The 18,415-nt window shown below is 63.8% G+C and carries 17 protein-coding genes; 10 read left to right on the top strand and 7 right to left on the bottom strand.

From position 1 onward, the window contains the following. Positions 1 to 102 precede the first annotated feature (102 nt). The 6 genes from P3T16_RS12745 to P3T16_RS12720 are packed head-to-tail and all read left to right on the top strand — an operon-like array spanning position 103 to position 5,483. On the top strand, positions 103 to 1,251 hold the full coding sequence (locus P3T16_RS12745) for an iron-containing alcohol dehydrogenase (RefSeq protein ID WP_429342574.1): 1,149 nt from the start codon (positions 103 to 105) through the stop codon (positions 1,249 to 1,251). A gap of 30 nt (positions 1,252 to 1,281) precedes the next feature. Then, on the top strand, positions 1,282 to 1,725 hold the full coding sequence (locus tag P3T16_RS12740) for an acyl-CoA thioesterase (RefSeq protein WP_429256702.1): 444 nt from the start codon (positions 1,282 to 1,284) through the stop codon (positions 1,723 to 1,725). A gap of 3 nt (positions 1,726 to 1,728) precedes the next feature. Further along, entirely contained in the window at positions 1,729 to 2,667 is a 939-nt protein-coding gene (locus tag P3T16_RS12735; RefSeq protein WP_429342573.1) for a branched-chain amino acid ABC transporter permease, read from the top strand. Next, positions 2,657 to 4,021 carry a branched-chain amino acid ABC transporter permease gene (locus tag P3T16_RS12730; protein ID WP_429342572.1) on the top strand — a complete coding sequence of 455 codons (1,365 nt, stop codon included), beginning with the start codon at positions 2,657 to 2,659 and terminating at the stop codon, positions 4,019 to 4,021. The genes P3T16_RS12735 and P3T16_RS12730 overlap by 11 nt, the downstream gene beginning before the upstream one ends. Further along, positions 4,018 to 4,770, top strand: coding sequence for an ABC transporter ATP-binding protein (locus P3T16_RS12725; RefSeq protein WP_429342571.1), 753 nt, complete (start codon positions 4,018 to 4,020; stop codon positions 4,768 to 4,770). Before P3T16_RS12730 ends, P3T16_RS12725 begins: the two co-directional genes overlap by 4 nt. Further along, positions 4,767 to 5,483 carry an ABC transporter ATP-binding protein gene (locus tag P3T16_RS12720; RefSeq protein WP_429342570.1) on the top strand — a complete coding sequence of 239 codons (717 nt, stop codon included), beginning with the start codon at positions 4,767 to 4,769 and terminating at the stop codon, positions 5,481 to 5,483. The genes P3T16_RS12725 and P3T16_RS12720 overlap by 4 nt, the downstream gene beginning before the upstream one ends. Before the next feature lie 113 nt (positions 5,484 to 5,596). On the opposite strand, the gene iolB is transcribed toward P3T16_RS12720, so the two are convergent. From iolB to P3T16_RS12685, 7 genes are all read right to left on the bottom strand, one after another. Next, positions 5,597 to 6,403 carry a 5-deoxy-glucuronate isomerase gene (iolB, locus tag P3T16_RS12715; protein WP_429256697.1) on the bottom strand — a complete coding sequence of 269 codons (807 nt, stop codon included), beginning with the start codon at positions 6,401 to 6,403 and terminating at the stop codon, positions 5,597 to 5,599. Continuing rightward, positions 6,400 to 7,317 (bottom strand): myo-inosose-2 dehydratase, encoded by a 918-nt coding sequence (iolE, locus tag P3T16_RS12710; protein ID WP_429342569.1) that lies wholly within the window; start codon positions 7,315 to 7,317, stop codon positions 6,400 to 6,402. The genes iolB and iolE overlap by 4 nt, the downstream gene beginning before the upstream one ends. A gap of 10 nt (positions 7,318 to 7,327) precedes the next feature. Further along, the gene (gene iolD, locus P3T16_RS12705) at positions 7,328 to 9,301 is read right to left on the bottom strand and encodes a 3D-(3,5/4)-trihydroxycyclohexane-1,2-dione acylhydrolase (decyclizing) (RefSeq protein WP_429342568.1); all 1,974 of its coding nucleotides are present in this window, start codon (positions 9,299 to 9,301) and stop codon (positions 7,328 to 7,330) included. Next, a complete protein-coding gene (locus P3T16_RS12700) occupies positions 9,298 to 11,340 on the bottom strand; it encodes a bifunctional 5-dehydro-2-deoxygluconokinase/5-dehydro-2-deoxyphosphogluconate aldolase (RefSeq protein ID WP_429342567.1) in 2,043 nt (680 codons plus the stop codon). Before P3T16_RS12700 ends, iolD begins: the two co-directional genes overlap by 4 nt. A gap of 47 nt (positions 11,341 to 11,387) precedes the next feature. Further along, positions 11,388 to 12,206, bottom strand: coding sequence for an ATP-binding cassette domain-containing protein (locus P3T16_RS12695; protein ID WP_429256693.1), 819 nt, complete (start codon positions 12,204 to 12,206; stop codon positions 11,388 to 11,390). Between the two features lie 13 nt (positions 12,207 to 12,219). Continuing rightward, on the bottom strand, positions 12,220 to 13,386 hold the full coding sequence (locus P3T16_RS12690) for an ABC transporter permease (protein ID WP_429256692.1): 1,167 nt from the start codon (positions 13,384 to 13,386) through the stop codon (positions 12,220 to 12,222). A gap of 200 nt (positions 13,387 to 13,586) precedes the next feature. After that, on the bottom strand, positions 13,587 to 14,633 hold the full coding sequence (locus tag P3T16_RS12685; protein WP_429256691.1) for a sugar ABC transporter substrate-binding protein: 1,047 nt from the start codon (positions 14,631 to 14,633) through the stop codon (positions 13,587 to 13,589). Between the two features lie 252 nt (positions 14,634 to 14,885). Between P3T16_RS12685 and P3T16_RS12680 the strand changes: the two genes are divergently transcribed. The 4 genes from P3T16_RS12680 (at position 14,886) to P3T16_RS12665 (ending at position 18,295) form a co-directional block, all read left to right on the top strand. After that, positions 14,886 to 15,767: a MurR/RpiR family transcriptional regulator gene (locus P3T16_RS12680; RefSeq protein ID WP_429256690.1), complete on the top strand. Its 882-nt coding sequence runs from the start codon at positions 14,886 to 14,888 to the stop codon at positions 15,765 to 15,767. Then, positions 15,760 to 16,770 carry an inositol 2-dehydrogenase gene (gene iolG / locus P3T16_RS12675; RefSeq protein ID WP_429342566.1) on the top strand — a complete coding sequence of 337 codons (1,011 nt, stop codon included), beginning with the start codon at positions 15,760 to 15,762 and terminating at the stop codon, positions 16,768 to 16,770. Before P3T16_RS12680 ends, iolG begins: the two co-directional genes overlap by 8 nt. Positions 16,771 to 16,890: 120 nt before the next feature. Then, the gene (locus P3T16_RS12670) at positions 16,891 to 17,919 is read left to right on the top strand and encodes a Gfo/Idh/MocA family oxidoreductase (protein WP_429342565.1); all 1,029 of its coding nucleotides are present in this window, start codon (positions 16,891 to 16,893) and stop codon (positions 17,917 to 17,919) included. Between the two features lie 148 nt (positions 17,920 to 18,067). Further along, the gene (locus P3T16_RS12665) at positions 18,068 to 18,295 is read left to right on the top strand and encodes a sulfurtransferase TusA family protein (protein WP_429256935.1); all 228 of its coding nucleotides are present in this window, start codon (positions 18,068 to 18,070) and stop codon (positions 18,293 to 18,295) included. The last annotated feature ends 120 nt before the right edge of the window (positions 18,296 to 18,415 follow it).

Raw genomic sequence — 18,415 nt, 5'->3', positions numbered from 1 at the left:
ATTGCTACAGTGTCTGCATGACCCCGGCGTCACGAGATGAAACGCTGGAATGTAGAGCGGCCCGCGCCATTCATCACAATACAATCAGGAGACAGATTCGACATGGCCTACATCTACTATCTGACGCACATCCATCTTGGCTACGATGCGCTGGCGCAACTGCCCGCCGAATGCGCGCGGGTCGGCATCAAGCGGCCGCTCGTCATCACCGACAAGGGTGTCGTCGCAGTGGGCGTCGCGCAGCGCGCGATCGACGCGTTGAAGCTCGCCAGCGTACCGGTGTTCGACGACACGCCGTCGAACCCGACCGAAGCGATGGTGATGGCCGCCGCGGCACGTTATCGCGAGGAAGGGTGTGACGGGCTGGTCGCCGTGGGCGGAGGTTCGTCGATCGATCTTGCAAAGGGCGTCGCAATTGCCGCGACGCATCCGGGTACGCTGACTGAATACGCGACGATTGAAGGCGGCAGCGGCAGGATCACCGAAGCCGCCGCGCCCCTCATCGCCATTCCGACGACGTCCGGCACCGGCAGCGAAGTTGCGCGCGGTGCGATCGTGATCCTGAACGATGGCCGCAAGCTCGGCTTCCATTCCTGGCATCTGCTGCCGAAGTCGGCGATCTGCGATCCGGGTTTGACGCTCGGTTTGCCAGCAGGACTGACCGCCGCCACTGGCATGGATGCGATCGCGCACTGCATCGAGACGTTCCTCGCGCCGTCGTTCAACCCGCCGGCCGACGGCATCGCGCTTGACGGGCTGGAACGCGCATGGGCGAACATCGAACGCGCGACGCACAACGGCAGCGACCGCGATGCGCGTCTGAACATGATGAGCGCATCGATGCAGGGCGCGATGGCGTTCCAGAAGGGCCTTGGCTGCGTGCATTCGCTGTCGCATCCGCTCGGCGGCATCGCGGTGAACGGGCGCACGTCGCTGCATCACGGCACGCTGAACGCGGTTGTGCTGCCTGCCGTGCTGCGCTTTAACGCATCCGCCGAAACGGTGGTGGCGAACAATCGGTACGCGCGCATGCGTCGCGTGATGAATCTGCCGGCAAACGCCGATCTCGCGCAGGCGCTGTTCGACATGACCGCGCGTCTCGGGTTGCCGAGAGGCCTGAAACAGATGGGCGTCGACGAAAGCGTGTTCGACAAGGTGATCAAGGGCGCGCTGGCCGACCATTGCCACAAGACCAATCCGCGCGAAGCGACGGCCGCCGACTACCGCCGCATGCTGACCGAATCGCTCTAATCCTGCTCCCACCACGACGCCCTGAAGAAGATGAGCAAACCGACCCCGACGCCGCGCGACGCCTACCGTCATTTCCTGCCGATCACGACGCGCTGGATGGACAACGACGTCTACGGTCACGTCAATAACACGGTCTACTACAGCTATTTCGATACGGTGGTGAACGAGTATCTGATCCGCACCGGCGCGCTCGATTTCGAGCACGGCGAGACGATCGGTCTCGTCGTCGAAACGCATTGCAACTACTTTGCGCCGTTCGTGTTTCCGGAGCGCGTCGAGGCGGGGCTGCGCGTCGCGCGCCTGGGTTCGACGAGCGTGCGCTATGAAGTCGGGCTCTTCAAGGAAGGCGAGACGCATGCGGCGGCGCAGGGGCACTTCGTGCATGTCTATGTCGACCGCGAGACGCGTCGGCCGGTCGCGCTGCCGGCTGTGCTGCACGCGGCGCTCGCGCCGCTTGTCGTAACCGCGGAATAGCGCGTGCAGTCGCTCGTCATCAACCTGCTGAACGGCGTCAGCTACGGATTGCTGCTGTTCATGCTGTCGGCAGGGCTGACGCTGATTTTCAGCATGCTCGGCGTGCTCAACTTCGCGCACGCGAGCTTCTACATGCTCGGCGCGTACATGGGGGTTTCGGTCGCGGCGCGCGCGGGTTTCTGGAGTGCGCTCGTGATCGCGCCGCTTGTCGTCGGCATCGTGGGCGCGACGATGGAGCGCTGGCTGCTGCGTCGCGTGCGGCCGCACGGACATCTCGCCGAGTTGCTGCTGACGTTCGGCGCGGCGTACCTGATCGGTGAGGCGGTCAAGCTTGTGTGGGGTTTGCCGGCGCTCGCAGCGCCCGTGCCACGTGCGCTGGATGGTCCGCTCTTCACACTATACGGCGCGGGTTTTTCGCGCTATCGCGCGTTCATGATGGCGGTTTCGATTGCGATGCTCGCCGCGTTGTATCTGGTGCTGCGCACGTCGAAAACCGGCCTGATCGTGCGGGCAGCGCTGACGCACGCACGCGCCGTCGAGGCGCTCGGTCACAACGTGCCGCGCGTGTTCACGCTGGTGTTCGCGACGGGCACGGCGCTCGCCGCGCTCGCGGGTGTGATCGGCGCGCCGCTCTTCGTGATCGAACCGGCAATGGCGGAATCGGTTGGCTCGATCGTGTTTGTCGTCGTCGTGACCGGTGGACTGGGATCGCTCGGCGGCGCGCTGGCGGCTTCGCTGGTTGTTGGGTGTGTGCAGACGTTTGCTGTCGCCAGCGATACGTCGCTCGGAACGCTGGCCATGTGGATCGGGCCGCCCATGCCGGCTGCGTGGGCGTCGTTGAGCGTCGCGCAACTGGCGCCCCTTGTGCCGTATGTGCTGCTCGTCGCGATGCTCGCGTTGCGGCCGCGCGGCCTGTTTGGACAGCGCGACGATGAAACCTGATCCCCGGGCCACGCGTCAGGTGCAAGGCGATCTCGCGGGTGAGTCACGACCGCGTGCGTCTTCGTGGCGATCCTCCTTGCCATGGCTCGCGTTGATCGCGCTGTTTGCCGTGCCGCCTTTGCTGTCGTCGCAAAGCTGGTTGCTGGCGTATCTTGCGCAGACCGCGTCGATGATCGTCTTCGCGCTGTCGTACAACCTGCTGCTCGGCGAGACTGGTCTGCTGTCGTTCGGTCACGCGGCGTTTGCAGGGCTGGGTGCGCTTGGCGCTGCACATGTGTTCAACCGGTACGGGGTCTCATTGCCATTGCTGCCGCTCGTCGGCGGCATGGGGGGTGCGCTGGCTGGCGCGGTCGCGGGCGCCGTCGCGACGCGACGCGCGGGTACCGCGTTTGCGATGATCACGCTCGGTATCGGCGAACTCGTGGCCGCCGCGGCGTGGACGTTGCCCGACTGGTTCGGCGGCGAGGCCGGCGTGCCGATCGACCGCGCAGGCGGCCCGCCGTGGGCCGGCTTTACGTTTGGTCCGACCCGCGAGGCGTACACGGTGATCGCGTGCTGGTGCCTGCTCGCGACGTTTGTCATGGGGTCGCTGTCGCGCACACCGCTCGTGCGGCTCGCGAATGCCGTGCGCGATAACCCCGTGCGTGCGGCGTCGATCGGTTGCGATCCGCGGCGTCTGCGTTATCGGATGTTCGTGCTGTCGTCGTTCTTCGCGGGCGTCGCCGGGACACTCGGGCTCATCAATGTGGAACTGGTGTCGACTGAAAGCGTCGGCATGCTGCGCTCGGGCGCGGTGTTGATCGCGACGGTGACAGGCGGAGCGGGTTCGTTTTTTGGGCCGGTCGCGGGCGCGATTGTGCTGGTGTTCTTTAGCGTCGCGGTGGCGAGTGTTACGCGGGCGTGGCTGTTTTACCTTGGGCTCTTCTTCATTGTCGTCGTTGCGGGTTCGCCGGATGGGATCGCCGGGTTTGTCGCCCGTGCTGTAACGCGATCGCGGCGCTTCGGATGGCGGGCGTGCCGGCGCGCGTGGTTGTTCGATGTGTGCGCCGCTTTCATCTGGTCGCTTGCCGTTGTGCTCGCGGTGCAGTGGGCGTACGCGTTGCAGTCGGCGGATGAGGTGGCCGGACATGTCATGCTGTTCGGCGCGCTTGCGGTCGATGCGGCCGGATGGGTCGCTGGATTGCTCGCGTCGATTGCGGTGCTGGCAATGGCTGGATGGTTCGCGCGTCGTCGTGCGCAACGTGGCTGGGCCCGACTGGATGGCCTTCATGGTGAAGCGCGGGCCCAAGCTGAGGATGGAGCCAGCACCAATCCCAACGCCCCAACCACAACCCGGCCCGGAGCCCCGCGATGACCGCCGCCCTCGCACTCCACGGCGTCGAGAAGCGCTTCGGCGGGACCGTCATCCTGCGCGGCATCGACCTCACGATCGAAGCCGGGGAGCGCCACGCGCTGATCGGCCCGAACGGCGCCGGCAAGTCGACACTCTTCAACCTGATTGCGGGCGCGGGACGCGTCAGCGCGGGGCGCATCGAAATCAACGGTACCGACACCACACGTCTGACACCGACCGCCATCAGTCGCCGCGGACTCGCGCGCAGCTTTCAGACGACGAGCGTCTTCGGCCGTCTGACGGTGCTCGACAATCTGCGCTGCGCCGTGCTCGCGGCGAACGGCGAAGGCGTGCGCTGGTGGCATCGATGGAAGCATGCGCGCGTGGTCGACGAAAGCGCCGGGCGCGTGCTCGATGCCGTGGGTCTCACAGCGCGCCGGCATGCGCCCGCCGGTACGCTCAGCTACGCGGAACAGCGCGCGCTCGATCTTGGCATTGCGCTCGCGGGCGGCGCGCATACGCTGCTGCTCGACGAGCCCACTGCCGGCATGAATCGCGCCGAAGCCGCGCGCGCCATCGAGTTGATCCGCGAGACGACCCGAGGCCGCACGCTGCTGATGATCGAACACGACATGGACGCGGTCTTCAGCCTCGCCGACCGCGTCTCCGTGCTCGTGCAGGGCCGCGTGATCGCGACGGGCACGCCGGCCGCAATCCGCGCCGACGAAGCCGTGCGCGCGGCCTACCTCGGCGAGGATTTCGCGCGATGACGGCATTGCTCGACATCGGCGGCCTGTGTGCGTGGCACGGCGCGAGTCAGGCGCTGTTCGGCGTCGACCTGCGCATCGACGCGGGTGAGGTCGTCGCGCTCGCGGGACGCAACGGTTCCGGTCGCTCGACGCTCGCAAAGGCGATCATGGGACTTGTGCGCACACAGGGCCGGGTGCAGTTTGCCGGCCGGTCGCTGACGGATCTGCGCACCTTCGAGATCGCGCGGCGCGGCATTGGCTACGTGCCTGAACATCGCGACGTGTTTTCCGCGTTGACCGTGCATGAGAATCTCGAGCTTGGCGTGGCACCGCGTCAGGCGAAACGCACAACGCCGCGCTTCACTTTTGATGACGCCTACACGCTCTTTCCCGTACTCCACGAACGCCGGGCGACGCGTGCTGATGCGCTCTCCGGTGGCGAACAGCAGATGCTGACACTCGCCCGTGCACTCCTTCGCAATCCGGCGTTGCTGATCGTCGATGAACCGGCTGAAGGGCTCGCGGGCCAGGTTGTCGCGCAGGTGAGCGGCTGTCTGCGACAGCTGCGTGATCGCGGCGTCGCGGTGCTTCTGATCGAGCAGCGGCTCGTCATCGCGCATGACATCGCGAGCCGGATCGCCGTGATGGGCCACGGCGAGATCGTGTTCGACGGCACGCCCGACGCGTTTCGCGAGCGGGACGATGTCGTGCAGGAATGGCTGGGCGTCGGTTGATGCTGCGGTGTGTCGTTTTGCCCTTGCGCCAGGCGCCAGGCGATGACGATGAGTGTTGCCACACGCAACACAACACAACGCAACACAACACTCACCGGACGCGCAGCTATTTCCTAAGCCTTCGCATCCCGCTCGATGATCCATTCATGCGCTGGATCGTTCTTGAAGTGCCACACGCGCTGCTTCCCGGCCATCACGTTCAGATAGTACGAGTCGTAGCCATACGGCACGACGACCGGATGATAGCCACGCGGCACCATCACTACATCGTGATTCTCGACGGCGAGCGATTCGTCGATATCGCGCGAATCCGTATAGACGCGTTGAAACGCAAATCCTTGCGGCGGGTTCAGCCGATGGTAGTACGTCTCTTCGAGTGAGCTTTCCTGCGGCACGTTGTCGGTGTCGTGCTTGTGCGGCGGATAGCTCGACGCATGACCGCCGGGCGTGCGCACTTCGACCACCAGCAGTGATTCCGCCGGCTCGGTCTGCGGAAGAATGTCGCAGACGTAGCGCGTATTCTGGCCTTTACCGCGCGTCGAACGCTTCATCTGCGAAGGCTCGATCAGGCGCGCCGGCAGCGTGCCGGTAGCCGGTGCGCTGGCGACGCCGATCTCCGCACGTCGAGTCGCGCGGATCGTGGTGCGCACGCCGGGCGGGATGTAGACCGCGTAGGGCGCGGCGTCTTCAAAGACGCTGTCGCGCGAGCCGAGGCTTGTCCATTTCTGGTCGGCGGTTTCGATATCGACCGCGCCCGTCAGCACGACGATGCACGACTCGCGTCCCGCTTCCTGCACGTAGACAATCTCTTCCGCTTCCATCCTGTACGCGACAAAACCGACGTACCGCCACGCGGCGGACTGCGGCGTCACGCGCGCGATTGTCTGGCCTTCGCGCTGTGCCTTGACGAGCAGACTCATGCTGCCTCCCTTGACGGAACCAGCGGCGCATCGACGAGCGAGCGCAACGTCTGGTAACCCTTCTGCGCATACTTGTACGAAGCGGCGATCACCGGATCCTGCTCGGCTTCGACGACGAGCCATCCACGATATCCGTGCTGCTTCAGGCGACCGATGATCGAAGCGAAATCGACCGTACCGTCACCCGGGACGGTGAACGCGCCGTTGATCACCGCGTCGAGAAAACTCCAGTTGCGGTTGCGCGCGAGCTTGATGACCGCGGGCCGCACGTCCTTGCAATGCACGTGGCACACCCGCGCGACGTGTTTGTCGAGCACCGCGACCGGATCGCCACCCGCGAACGTGATGTGGCCCGCATCGAACAGCAGACCGACGGCATCGCTCGTGAGCGACATCAGACGGTCGACATCCGCAGGCGTTTCCACGTACGCGCCCATGTGATGGTGATACGCGACCCGCACGCCGCGGCTTAGCGTATAGCGTGCGAATTCGTCGAGGCGGGCAGCGTACTGCTCCCACTGTGCGTCCGAGAAAAAGCGCGGCCGTTGATACAGCGGTTGCGGCGCACCCTGGATCGAATCCGCGACTTCGCCGTACACCATGACCGTCGCGCCGTTCTTGGCGAGCAGGTCGAGATGCGGACCGACCGACGCGATTTCCTCTTCGACACTGCGTTTCGCAAGCCTTCCCGAATACCAGCCGGATACCAGCGCAAGATCGTATTGCGCGAGGAGCGTCTTCAGCGCCTGCGGCTCACGCGGAAACTTGTTGCCGAGCTCGAACCCGTCATAGCCAATTTTGCGGCCTTCGGTCAACGCCACGTCGAGCGGTGTCTCGCCGCCAAGCGACGGCAGATCGTCGTTCATCCACGAAAGCGGGTTGATGCCGATGCGTACTGCGAAGTCAGTCGTCATACAGATGTCCTCAATCGTTAGCGGTGTCGTCGCCGGATTCACCGGATCCGTCCGTCGCGCCGCGTTCGCGCGCGGCGATCTGCGCCTCGTATTTCGCGCGCGCTTCGCGCACGGCAGGGCGGGTCGATACCTCGGGCACGGCGACTTCCCACCACCAGCCGCCGTCATCGGTGGTGCGGGCGGCGTCGGTATCGATGCTGATCACGTAGGTACGGTCGGCCGCGCGCGCACGTTGCAGCGCGGCCTCCAGTTCGCCGATGTCCGCGACATGTTCCGCCAGCGCGCCGAGCGCGCGCGCGTGCGCGGCAAAATCGACGGCCGGCGCGCCGAGCGGACCTTGCGCGCAGTCGTCGAACATGTTGTTGAACGGCGCGCTGCCGCACGCCTGTTGCAGACGGTTGATGCAACCGTAGCCGCGATTGTCGAGCACGACGACGATCAGCTTCGCGCCGAGCATCACCGACGTCGCGATCTCGCTGTTGAGCATCAGATAACTGCCGTCGCCGACCATCACGATCACGTCACGTTCCGGTCGCGCGAGTTTCGCGCCGAGGCCGCCCGCGATCTCGTAGCCCATGCACGAGTAGCCGTATTCGACGTGATAACCGCCCGGACGACCCGTGCGCCACAGCTTGTGCAACTCGGCGGGCAACGTGCCGGCCGCGCAGACGACGATATCGTCGGTGGTCGAACGCGCGCTGGAGCGCTGAACGGCGCCGATCACGTCGGCGTCGTAGGGCAGCACGCCTTCGCGTTGCGGTGCATGTGTGAGTTTGCCGAGCGTGTCTCGCCATTGTGAGGCGAGTTGATGTGCGCGCTGCGTCCAGCCTGCGTCGGCATGCCATTCACCGAGGCGCGTGGACAACGCTTCGAGTGCCAGACGCGCATCCGCCTCGACGATGATGGCGCGATGCTTCATGCCGTCGAACGCGTTCGCGTTGATGCCGATGACGTCCGCCTGCGTGAAGAGCGTGTTCGACCCGGTCGTGAAGTCCTGCAGACGCGTGCCGACGGCCAGCACGCAATCGGCGTGATGAGCGAGTTCGTTTGCAGCGGGCGAGCCGGTCACGCCGAGCGCGCCAGCGTTCAGCGGATCGTCCCATGCGAGCGAGCCTTTGCCTGCCTGCGTTTCAGCAACGGGAATGCCATACGCCGTGGCGAATGCCTTGAGCGCAGTGGTTGCGTGACCATAAAGCACGCCGCCGCCTGCGACGATCATCGGACGCTTTGCATGCCGCAGACGTTCGAGCGCGGTATCGAGCTCATGTGCGACCGGCGCGGGCGAATGGAACATTACGACGCGTGGTGCGAAGAAGTCAGCCGGGAAGTCGAATGCCGCGGCCTGCACGTCCTGCGGCAACGCGAGCGTGACGGGACCGCACAGCGCGGCGTCGGTCAGCACGCGGATCGCGCGGGGCAACGCGTTTAGCAACTGTGCTGGATGGACGATGCGATCGAAATAGCGCGACACGGGTTTGAACGCATCATTCGCGGAAATGCCGCCATCGTGGAAATCTTCGACCTGCTGTAGCACCGGATCGGGCGCACGCGAAATAAAGATATCGCCCGGCAGAAGCAACACCGGCAGGCGGTTCACGTGCGCAAGCGCCGCGGCCGTCAGCAGATTCGTCGCGCCGGGGCCGATGGATGTGGTGACGGCCATCATGCGTCGACGGAAATGCGCCTTCGCATACGCGATCGCGCTGTGCGCCATCGCCTGCTCGTTGTGCGCGCGTAGCGTCGGGAGCTCGTCACGATGCTGGTACAGCGCTTCGCCGAGACCCGCGACGTTGCCATGTCCAAAGATCGCGAACACGCCGCCGAAGAGCGGCTCGGTGCCCTTGCCGTCTTCCGTGACGACGCGCTGCGCCGCCAGATAGCGGACGATCGCCTGCGCGCCCGTCAGGCGGATCGTGCCGCCGGACGGCACCTGAGTCGCTTCGTTGGCCGGCGCCGTATCGTGATGCAACACACGTTGGTTCATGCCGCCTGCTCCTGATGGACTTTGCGCGTGCCGCCCGTCTGTGCCGAAGACTGGCTCCGCGCGGCGCGCCACGAAGCGATCAGTGTTTCGAACGTGCCGCGAACGCGCGCGATAAGTTCGTTGTCGTCGATCTGGCCAGCGAGCCACGCGTAGCTCGGTTCATGAAAGATCGTACGCCCAACCGTGAAACCGCGACACGTCGCCGATGTGGCCGCCGCGCGGAATCCTTCATTCAACTGTTCGACAGCCGCCGACAGGCCGAGCAGTACGACGCCCCGGCAATACGGATCACGTTCGGCGATCAGCGCATCGATGGCCTGCCACTGGCTCGCTTCCATCGGTTCGAGCTTCCACCATTCCGGATAGATGCCGATGTTGTACAGCCGCTTCAACGCGCGATAAACCGTATCGGATGCCATCGGCAGAGTCGCGTTCCTGGGCGGAATCACTTCGAGCAGCAGCTCGTGGCCGCTCGCCTGCGTTGCGTCGTACAGCGCGCGCAGTTGCGCTTCCTGTTCGAGCCGCTGTTCGATCGGTTCATCGGGATGAAACTGCACCAGGCATTTGGCGACGTGATCGCGCGGCCAGTTCATGAGTGTCGTGCCGATCGAGCGTCCGTGATCGAACACGAGCGGAACCGACCCGGGCAGTTCGACCGGACGGCCGATCCACCAGCCGCGTCCGGTTGCTGCGTTCAATGCATCCTGGCCGTAGCGATCGTCGATCAGCACGCCGATGCGGCCTTGCAGGCCGAGCGCGGTTTCCGTCTGCGCTACGGCTTCGACGAACAGGCCTTTGAGACTGGCGATACGCGATTCGTCGGCGCCGGTCTGCTGCGCGAGATCGAAGAACTGGTTGCGGTGATCGAACGCGAAGCCGAGCACTTCATCGCGCGCGGTGCGAGCGGGTGTGACGCGATGCAGACGCGCGAGCGTCGCGTCGCGATCGGGGCGGCGCATCCGCTGCGGGTCGGCTTTCGCTTCGCGCAGGAAGTATTCGAGTTCGGCGGGCGTTGGCATGGCCGGCGCGCAGCCGTGGCGCGACACGACCAGTGCGCCGCTCGCGTTCGCCGCACGCGCACACGCTTCGAGTGGTTCGTCGCGCAGCCAGCCGGACAGGAAGCCCGAAGCGAACGCATCGCCCGCGCCCAGCACGTTCAGCACTTCGACCTGGACGCCGCCTTGAACGGGCAGGTCATCGAGTGAGGCAGGCACGTCGCCGTCGATGATCTGGCAGCCCAGCGGGCCGCGCTTCACGACCAGCGTCGCCGGAGTGAGCGCGCGCACGGCAGCGAGCGCCTTGACGAGATCCGTATCGCCGCCCGCGATGCTGAATTCCTCTTCGGTGCCGATGATCAGGTCGAAAAGCGGCAGGAAGCGTTGTAAATGCGCCGTCACGCCTTCGCTGGCGACAAAGCGTGTCTCGCCGTCGGCCTTGCCTGTCAAACCCCACAGCACCGGCCGGTAGTCGATATCGAGGACGGTGCGCACCTGGTTGCGTCGCGCGTAATCGAGCGCGCGGCGGCTCGTGCGGTTCACCTGTTCCGTCGAGAAATGCGTGCCGGTGATCAGCAGCGCCTTCGACGACGCGATATACGCTTCGTCGAAGTCGTTTTCGTCGACGGCCATGTCCGCGCAGTTCTCGCGATAGAAAACGAGCGGGAACGTGTCGCGATCCTTCAGACCGAGCAGCACGAGCGCCGTCAGACGCTCCTGATCGATGCGCACATGGCTGATGTCGCAGCCTTCGTTCGCGAGCGTTTCGGTGAGAAAGCGACCCATGTGATCGTTGCCGACCCGCGTGAGCATCGACGCTTCGAGACCGAGCCGCGCGCAGCCGAACGCAATATTGGCTGACGAGCCGCCGAGATACTTCGCGAATGTCGACACATCTTCGAGCCGCGCGCCGACCTGCTGCGCATACAGATCGACCGCGAGGCGGCCGAGGCAGATCACATCGCGGCTGCGGCCTGGCGCGAAGCGGCTTGCGGTCGAGAGACCGCTTGCGGTCGTTGCGCCTGAGTTACTTGAAATAGCCATGGGAATTCCTGATTGTCGATGCATCGAATGAACGTCAGGACGATCGTTCAGATCGTCGCGCCTTCGAGTTCGCCGATCATCTTCTGCATCTCGGCGCCGCCTGCCATCATGTCGAGCACTTGATCCTTGCTGATCGTTTCCTTCGTGTACGTACCGAGCGATTTGCCGCGATTGAGCAGCGTGAACGAATCGCCGATCGGATACGCGTGGTGCACGTTGTGCGTGATGAAGATCACAGAGATGCCTTTCGCACGCGCCGTGTGGATCAGCTTCAGCACGTTGAAACTCTGCTTCACGCCGAGCGCGGCGGTGGGTTCGTCGAGAATCAGCACGCGCGCGCCGAAGTGGATTGCACGGGCGATCGCGAGACACTGCTTTTCGCCGCCGGACATCGTGCCGATCGGCTGATGCGGATCGCGCACGTTGATGCCCATTTCAGCGAGCTTGCCGCGCGCGGTCGCCGCACTCGTTTCGAGGTCCATCACGTTGAAGAGGCCGAACAGCTTTTTCTGTGGCTCGCGTCCCATGAAGAAGTTGCGCGCCACCGACAGCAGCGGCACCAGCGCGAGATCCTGATACACGGTCGCGATGCCGAGATCGAGCGCATCTTTCGGCGACTCGAACTGCACCGGCTTGCCGTCCACCAGATACTGGCCGGAGGAGGGTGCGTGCACGCCGGCAAGCGTCTTGATGAGCGTCGACTTGCCGGCGCCGTTGTCGCCGAGCAGGCAGTGCACTTCGCCGCGTTTCAGGCGCAGCGTCACGCCGCTGAGCGCGATGACCTTGCCGAAGTATTTGCTGACGTTCTCGAGCGCAAGGATGATGTCGCCATCGTTTGCGTTTGCCTGGTTGTTGAGATCGGACATGGTGTTCTCCCGTTCAGCCCTGCGACACGCGGCGGCGCACATAGTGATTAAAGAGCACGGCGAGCAGCAGCATCACGCCGAGGAACACGCGGAACCAGTCGGAACTGATGTTCGTGTAGGTGATGCCGATCTGCACGACGCCGAAGATCAGCGCGCCGAAACAGGCGCCGATCACGGAACCGTAACCGCCCGTCAGGAGCGTGCCGCCGATCACCGCGGCGATGATCGCCTCGAATTCCTTCTGCAGACCGCGGTCGGCCGCAGCAGAGCCGATGTCGCACACCTGCAGCACGGCAAACAGGCACGAGCAGAACGCGGTCAGCACGAAAAGCGAAATCTTCACGCGACGCACCGGCACGCCGACGTTCTTCGCCGCATTCGCGTCGCCACCGACAGCGAGAATCCAGTTACCGTAGCGCGTCTTTGCGAGGATGAATGCGCCGACTGCGGCAAGCGCGAACCACCAGAGAATGACCTTCGGAATGCCCGGCACGAGCGGTTCGCCGTTGTCGAGCAGCTTGCCGATGCCCATATGCGCGAGATTCGCGAAGAACCCGTGCAGCGCGACGCCATGAAACAGCGTGTTCGCGATCCAGTCGTTCTGCGCGAGGTCGCCGACGCCGGAGATGATCGTGCGGTCCGCGACCATGATCGACAGCGCGAGCGTCAGGCCGCGCAGGATGAACAGGAACGCGAGCGTGACGATGAACGACGGCAGCCGCGTGCGCATCACGAGATAGCCGTTCAGCGCGCCGAGCGCCATCGAGCCGGCGAACGCGAACAGGATCGAGAGCGAAAGCGGCCAGTGAAAATACACGGACGGAATCGCGACCATCATGCCCGCGAAGCCGATCATCGAACCGATCGACAGATCGAACTCGCCGGCGATCATCAACAGGCACGCGCCGACCGCGAGCAGCCCGAGATACGCGGACACCTGCGACCAGTTCATCACACCGTCGAGCGCGAACATGCCAGAGCCGCCCGCGGCGAACGCGAACACGGCGAAGACGAGTACAGCGCCGGAAATCGCGGCGAACTCCGGACGGTTCAGCAGATGCCCGAACCGGGATTCCTTGCGCACGCGCTCGTCCGATGGCTGCGGAACAGAAGGCGCATCCGTCTCCTCTTCAGGAGCCTTCTGCACATGCGAGGGGAAATGCTTGCCGGCTACGCCCATGATGTCTCCTTGATGCCCGGTCTCCGGGATGCGCATGGGGTTGCGTATCGGGGAAAGCCGGTAAATGTCGCGGCAGTTGAGGACGAAGCCGGTCAGCAACGGCGGACTGGTGTCCGCCATCGCCTTCCTGGTCTTTGTCTTTTTTGCCGCGAGTGACTGACTAAACGCGAACCGCTGTCACTACGCGAATCGGGAAAGAATCAGCGGTACTGACCTGCGTACTTGAGAACCTTGTCGATGTTGTCCTTCGTGATGAAGCCCGGACCCGAACGGATGTTCTTCGGTCCATACGACGGTTCGAGCCCGTAAGTCGCCAGGCGCGCCTTGAACTTCGGATTCGCTTCGAGGATCTGGCGGATCTTCGTCGTGTCCGTCGTGTGTTCCTTCTTCACGATTGCCAGCACCGCTACGGGGATATAACCCTGCAGATACGGCTGCTGGTCGATCGCGAACTGGATCGTGCCGGCCTGGATGGCCTTCGCGATGTCGTCCGAGAAGTCGAACGTGCAGAAGTAGATCTTGCCCGCAAGGCCCATCTGCGTGACGGCCTTGAGCGTTGCAGATGCCGGTGTCGGTCCAAGCGTCAGGATCGCGCCCGTGTTCGGATGGTTGCGCAGATACGCGCTCACCTTCGACTGGATTTCCGTCGGATCCTGGCCCGAGTCGATCGTCGACGTCTTGTAGTCGACGCCGATCGCTTCAGCGAAACCGCGGCAACGGTCGAACGAAACCGTGTTCGTTGCGATGTGGTTCACGCACAGGAACGATTTCACGCCTGCTGCCTTGGCTTTCTCGCCCGCGGCTTTACCCGCGACGTATTCCGGCTGGCCGACGTGCATGATCGCGCCCAGCTGCGCGCTTTGTTCCTCAGTACCGGAGTTGATCGTGACGAGCGGAATCTTCTTCGCCGTCACCTTGTTGATCGAGCTCTTGAGCACGTCGAAGTCGGCGATGGTGACGATCACGCCGTCATAGTTGCGCGCCGCAGCCTGTTCGACCAGACGCGCCATGTCGGCGATGTCGCCGTTCGGCGGATTGCGATAGTCGGTCTCGACGTTGAAGTCCTCGTCGGCCTGCTTGATCGCGTTCTTGATCGTGTTCCACCACGAGTCGGAATCTGGCGCGTGGCTGATCAGCACGAAGTGCGCATCCGCAGCCTGCGCGGACGACGCGGCGCCGAATCCTGCGGTGAGTGCCAGTGCCGCAGCCAGAATCCTGAGCGAAGCCTTGCCCTTGCAAAGTCTCATTGTCTCCACCTTTCTCGGTCTGTCGTTATTAAAGGGAGCGCGTTGCACCGCGATTCGTTGCCCGGTACATCGATGCTCACGACCAAGATTAGGCCAACTTCTTCCGTCTTGCAATGAAAATTTCATTGCAAAGTAAATTGGAAAATGTGTTCCATTTATGACTTTGCGTGCCTATAATCCGCACCATTAGCGAGCGTTGTTCAACGGCCGCAAGCCATTGATGCAGCGCGGAAAATGCACCGGGGAAGGCCCATGGCTGAAGAGAGCACGGAAGAGTTACCCAGCGTCGAAGAATTGATGCAGCGCATCGCGGAAAATTACGAATCACTGCCGCGTCAGCTGAAGAGTGTCGCGACGTATATCGAGCAGCACAAGTCGAGCGTGATGGTCGATCGCACGAGCGATATTGCCGCGAGTTGCGGCGTGCACCCTTCGGCGGTCGTGCGGTTTGCGCAGCGTTTTGGCTTTTCCGGCTTCTCCGATCTGCAGGCGGTGTTTCGCCAGGCTTATACGGGGCAGGGGACGTCGTCGCCGAGTTATCAGCAGCGGATTCGCAAGCTGATCGACGACAAGCCTGGCGCGTTGTCGGGCGGCGCGGTGGCGCGCGAGTTCGTAGCGGCGTGCCGGGGCGGTCTCGATGAGCTCGAAGAGAGTCTCGACGATACCCAGTTCGAAGCCGCCGTCAAAATGCTCCAGCAGGCAGAGAACATCTATGTGGTCGGCGTGCGCCGGTCGTTTCCGGTGGCGAGCTACATCGTGTACGCGTTGCAGCACACGCCGAAGCGCGTGCATCTGGTGTCGGGTTTTGGCGGCATGTATCGCGAACAGATCCGCAGCGTGAAGAAAGGCGACGTGGTGATCGCGATCAGCTTCGCGCCGTACGGCAAGGAAACACAGTATTGCCTGCGCATCGCGCATCATCATCAGGCGAGGACGCTTGTCATTACCGACAGCCAGCTTTCGCCGCTGCTGCGCTATGCGAGCGCGCATCTCTATGTGAAGGAGGGGAGCGCGTTCGCGTTCCGCTCGCTCACGAGCACCATCTGCCTGTGCCAGGCGCTGTTTATCGCGCTTGCGTACCGGCTCGAACTGAACGTTGAAGAATCGAAAGATACTGGAGGCTACGATGACTGACGCGGTAAAGACGATTGATGTTGCGGTGTTTGGCGCGGGTCGCATTGGCCGGATTCATGCGGCCAATCTGGCGCGGCAGCCGGGTGTGCGGCTCAAGTATGTCGTCGATGTGAATCGTGAGGCGGCTGCGGCGCTCGCGGAGCAGCACGGCGCGAAGGTCGCGGATATCGATGGCGCGATGGGCGATGCGTCGGTGGGCGCGACTGTGATTTGCTCAAGTACGGATACGCACGCCGATCTGATCCTGCAATCGGCTGCGCAGAAGAAGCATGTGTTTTGTGAAAAGCCGGTTGACCTGACGCTGGAGCGGGCCCGGGCGTGTGCTCTAGCGGTTGAAAAGGCTGGCGTGGTCTGCATGATCGGTTTTCAGCGACGTTTCGATCCGACGTTTTCCGCGTTGAAGGCGCGCATCGATGCGGGTGAGATTGGCTCGCCGGAAATGCTTGTGGTGACGAGCCGCGATCCGGGCGCGCCGCCCGTGGAATACATCAAGCATTCGGGCGGCATCTTCAAGGACATGCTGATTCACGACTTCGATATCTTCCGCTGGATTCTCGACGACGAAGCCGAGACGTTGCATGCGACGGGGAGTTGTCTGTCCGATCCGGCGATCGCCGATGCGGGCGATATCGATTCGACCGCTGTCACGATTCGCACGAAGCGCGGCCGGCTGTGCCAGATCAATACGGCGCGTCGTGCGGCTTATGGCTACGACCAGCGTTTCGAGGTGCTCGGCAGCGATGGGATGTTGCAGGCGGGGAATGTGCGTCCGACGGAAGTGACTGCGTATTCAAAGACCGCGGTGTCGAGCGATGTGCCTGAGGCGTTTTTCCTGGAGCGGTATCGCGCGGCCTATGCGCTGGAAATCGCGCATTTCTTCGATGCGGTGACGAACGGCAAGCCCGTGCGCACGACCGTGGCCGACGGGATGAAGGCGCTGGAACTGGCCGAAGCCGCGACGCGTTCGTGGCGCGAAGGCAGGGCGGTGCGGATCGGCGAGTGAGTGCATGGCGGGCTCTGCGATTGCGGTTTGCGATCGCGTTGTTGTTCGCGATTTTCCGCCGCGTTCGCGTTTGGGTTGGCGGACGCGCATGCGATGTAGGAACACATTGGAGACAGTTCGATGACGTCAGCGGTATCGAATGTGCGGGTCGGTGTGGTGGGTCTTGGCCGGTTAGGCAAGCGGCATGCGCAGAATCTGGCTTTTCGTGTGCCGGGCGCGTCGCTCGTGGCGGCGTGTAGCCCGGTGGGAGAAGAGCTGGAGTGGGCGCGCGGTACATTGCCGTCGACGCGCCTGTATCGCGACTACGCGGCGCTGCTCGCTGATCGCGAGGTCGACGCCGTGTGGCTCGTGACGCCTTCGTCGCTGCACGCACAGCAGATTCTCGACGCGTTGCGCGCCGGCAAGCATGTGTTCTGCGAGAAGCCGCTGTCGCTCGATGTCGCTGAATGCGAGCGTGTGATCGCCGAGGCTGCGCAATATCCGCAGCTTCGCGTGACGATCGGCTTCATGCGACGTTTCGATCCGAGCTATCGCGATGCCTTCGATCGTATCGAGTCGGGTTCGATCGGACGTCCGTTCATGGTGCGCTCGCAAACCTGCGACAAGAACGATCCCGAAGGGTTCTTCGTGCGGTTCGCGCCGACGTCGGGCGGGATCTTTCTCGACTGCAGCGTGCATGACATCGACGTCGCGCGCTGGCTGCTCGGCAATCCGCGTGCGACGCGCGTGTTCGCGAGCGGCACGATCGCGCTGCACGAAGGTCTGCGCGAATTCGGCGACGTCGATAACGGCGTAGCGATCTGCGAATTCGAAGGCGGCCGGCTCGCGATGTTCTACGCATCGCGGACGATGGCGCACGGCAACGACACCGGCAGCGAAGTCATCGGCACGGCAGGCGCGCTGGCGATCGGACGCAATCCGCGGGCGAATCGCGTGGAGATTGCCGATGCGCACGGCGTACGGAATGAATGCACGCCGACGTTTTTCGAGCGTTTCGAAGACGCGTTTCTCTGCGAGGCACAGGCGTTTGTCGCAGCGGTGCAGGGCGGGGCGCAGGCGGGCGCGAGTCTGGCCGATGCGCTCGAAGCGACACGGATCGGTTGCGCGATGCGCGAATCGCTCGCGAGCGGGCAGCCGGTTGGGCTGTGACATTGGATGTGACTTGCGCTGCGACTTCTGCTGCGATGCCGGCGGTTATGTCGCGCGGGCAGAGCGTCGCGGGGAAGGGTGCGGTAGAATTTGACGCTCTGATGGCGTCCTTCGGACGCCTCCTCCCGAAGGTCGATCCCCGATGCAGATCCAGATTCACAAGGAAGTCGATGCGCGCGGGCTGAACTGCCCGCTGCCCATTTTGCGCGCCAAGAAGGCGCTCGCCGATATGGAAAGCGGCCAGATTCTCAAGGTGCTGGCTACCGATCCCGGTTCCCAACGCGATTTCGCTGCGTTTGCGAAGCAGACAGGGAATGAAATCGTTGAAGTCTCGTCGCAGGACAAGGTTTTTACGTTTTTGATGCGGCGGCGATGAGGTCGTGAGTCCGACCGGCACGGCGAGCGGTGTTCCGTCGATATGACCGGAGCGGAGAAAGCTACAGATACGTGTCCCGCAGGTACCGGTCAAAAGACAAAGGCGCTGTGCCCGCTATGA

The organism is Paraburkholderia sp. GAS42, from assembly GCF_050436565.1.
Lineage (GTDB): Bacteria > Pseudomonadota > Gammaproteobacteria > Burkholderiales > Burkholderiaceae > Paraburkholderia.
This window is presented reverse-complemented; position numbering and strand designations above follow the sequence as displayed.

Bases quoted from the DNA above. Each gene is read 5' to 3' on its own strand.
- P3T16_RS12700 (WP_429342567.1), bottom strand. From the start codon at position 11,340: ATGGCTATTTCAAGTAACTCAGGCGCAACGACCGCAAGCGGTCTCTCG.
- P3T16_RS12680 (WP_429256690.1), top strand. From the start codon at position 14,886: ATGGCTGAAGAGAGCACGGAAGAGTTACCCAGCGTCGAAGAATTGATG.
- P3T16_RS12685 (WP_429256691.1), bottom strand. From the start codon at position 14,633: ATGAGACTTTGCAAGGGCAAGGCTTCGCTCAGGATTCTGGCTGCGGCA.
- P3T16_RS12725 (WP_429342571.1), top strand. From the start codon at position 4,018: ATGACCGCCGCCCTCGCACTCCACGGCGTCGAGAAGCGCTTCGGCGGG.
- iolE (WP_429342569.1), bottom strand. From the start codon at position 7,317: ATGACGACTGACTTCGCAGTACGCATCGGCATCAACCCGCTTTCGTGG.
- P3T16_RS12690 (WP_429256692.1), bottom strand. From the start codon at position 13,386: ATGGGCGTAGCCGGCAAGCATTTCCCCTCGCATGTGCAGAAGGCTCCT.
- P3T16_RS12695 (WP_429256693.1), bottom strand. From the start codon at position 12,206: ATGTCCGATCTCAACAACCAGGCAAACGCAAACGATGGCGACATCATC.
- P3T16_RS12730 (WP_429342572.1), top strand. From the start codon at position 2,657: ATGAAACCTGATCCCCGGGCCACGCGTCAGGTGCAAGGCGATCTCGCG.
- iolG (WP_429342566.1), top strand. From the start codon at position 15,760: ATGACTGACGCGGTAAAGACGATTGATGTTGCGGTGTTTGGCGCGGGT.
- iolB (WP_429256697.1), bottom strand. From the start codon at position 6,403: ATGAGTCTGCTCGTCAAGGCACAGCGCGAAGGCCAGACAATCGCGCGC.
- P3T16_RS12670 (WP_429342565.1), top strand. From the start codon at position 16,891: ATGACGTCAGCGGTATCGAATGTGCGGGTCGGTGTGGTGGGTCTTGGC.
- P3T16_RS12745 (WP_429342574.1), top strand. From the start codon at position 103: ATGGCCTACATCTACTATCTGACGCACATCCATCTTGGCTACGATGCG.
- P3T16_RS12720 (WP_429342570.1), top strand. From the start codon at position 4,767: ATGACGGCATTGCTCGACATCGGCGGCCTGTGTGCGTGGCACGGCGCG.
- iolD (WP_429342568.1), bottom strand. From the start codon at position 9,301: ATGAACCAACGTGTGTTGCATCACGATACGGCGCCGGCCAACGAAGCG.
- P3T16_RS12740 (WP_429256702.1), top strand. From the start codon at position 1,282: ATGAGCAAACCGACCCCGACGCCGCGCGACGCCTACCGTCATTTCCTG.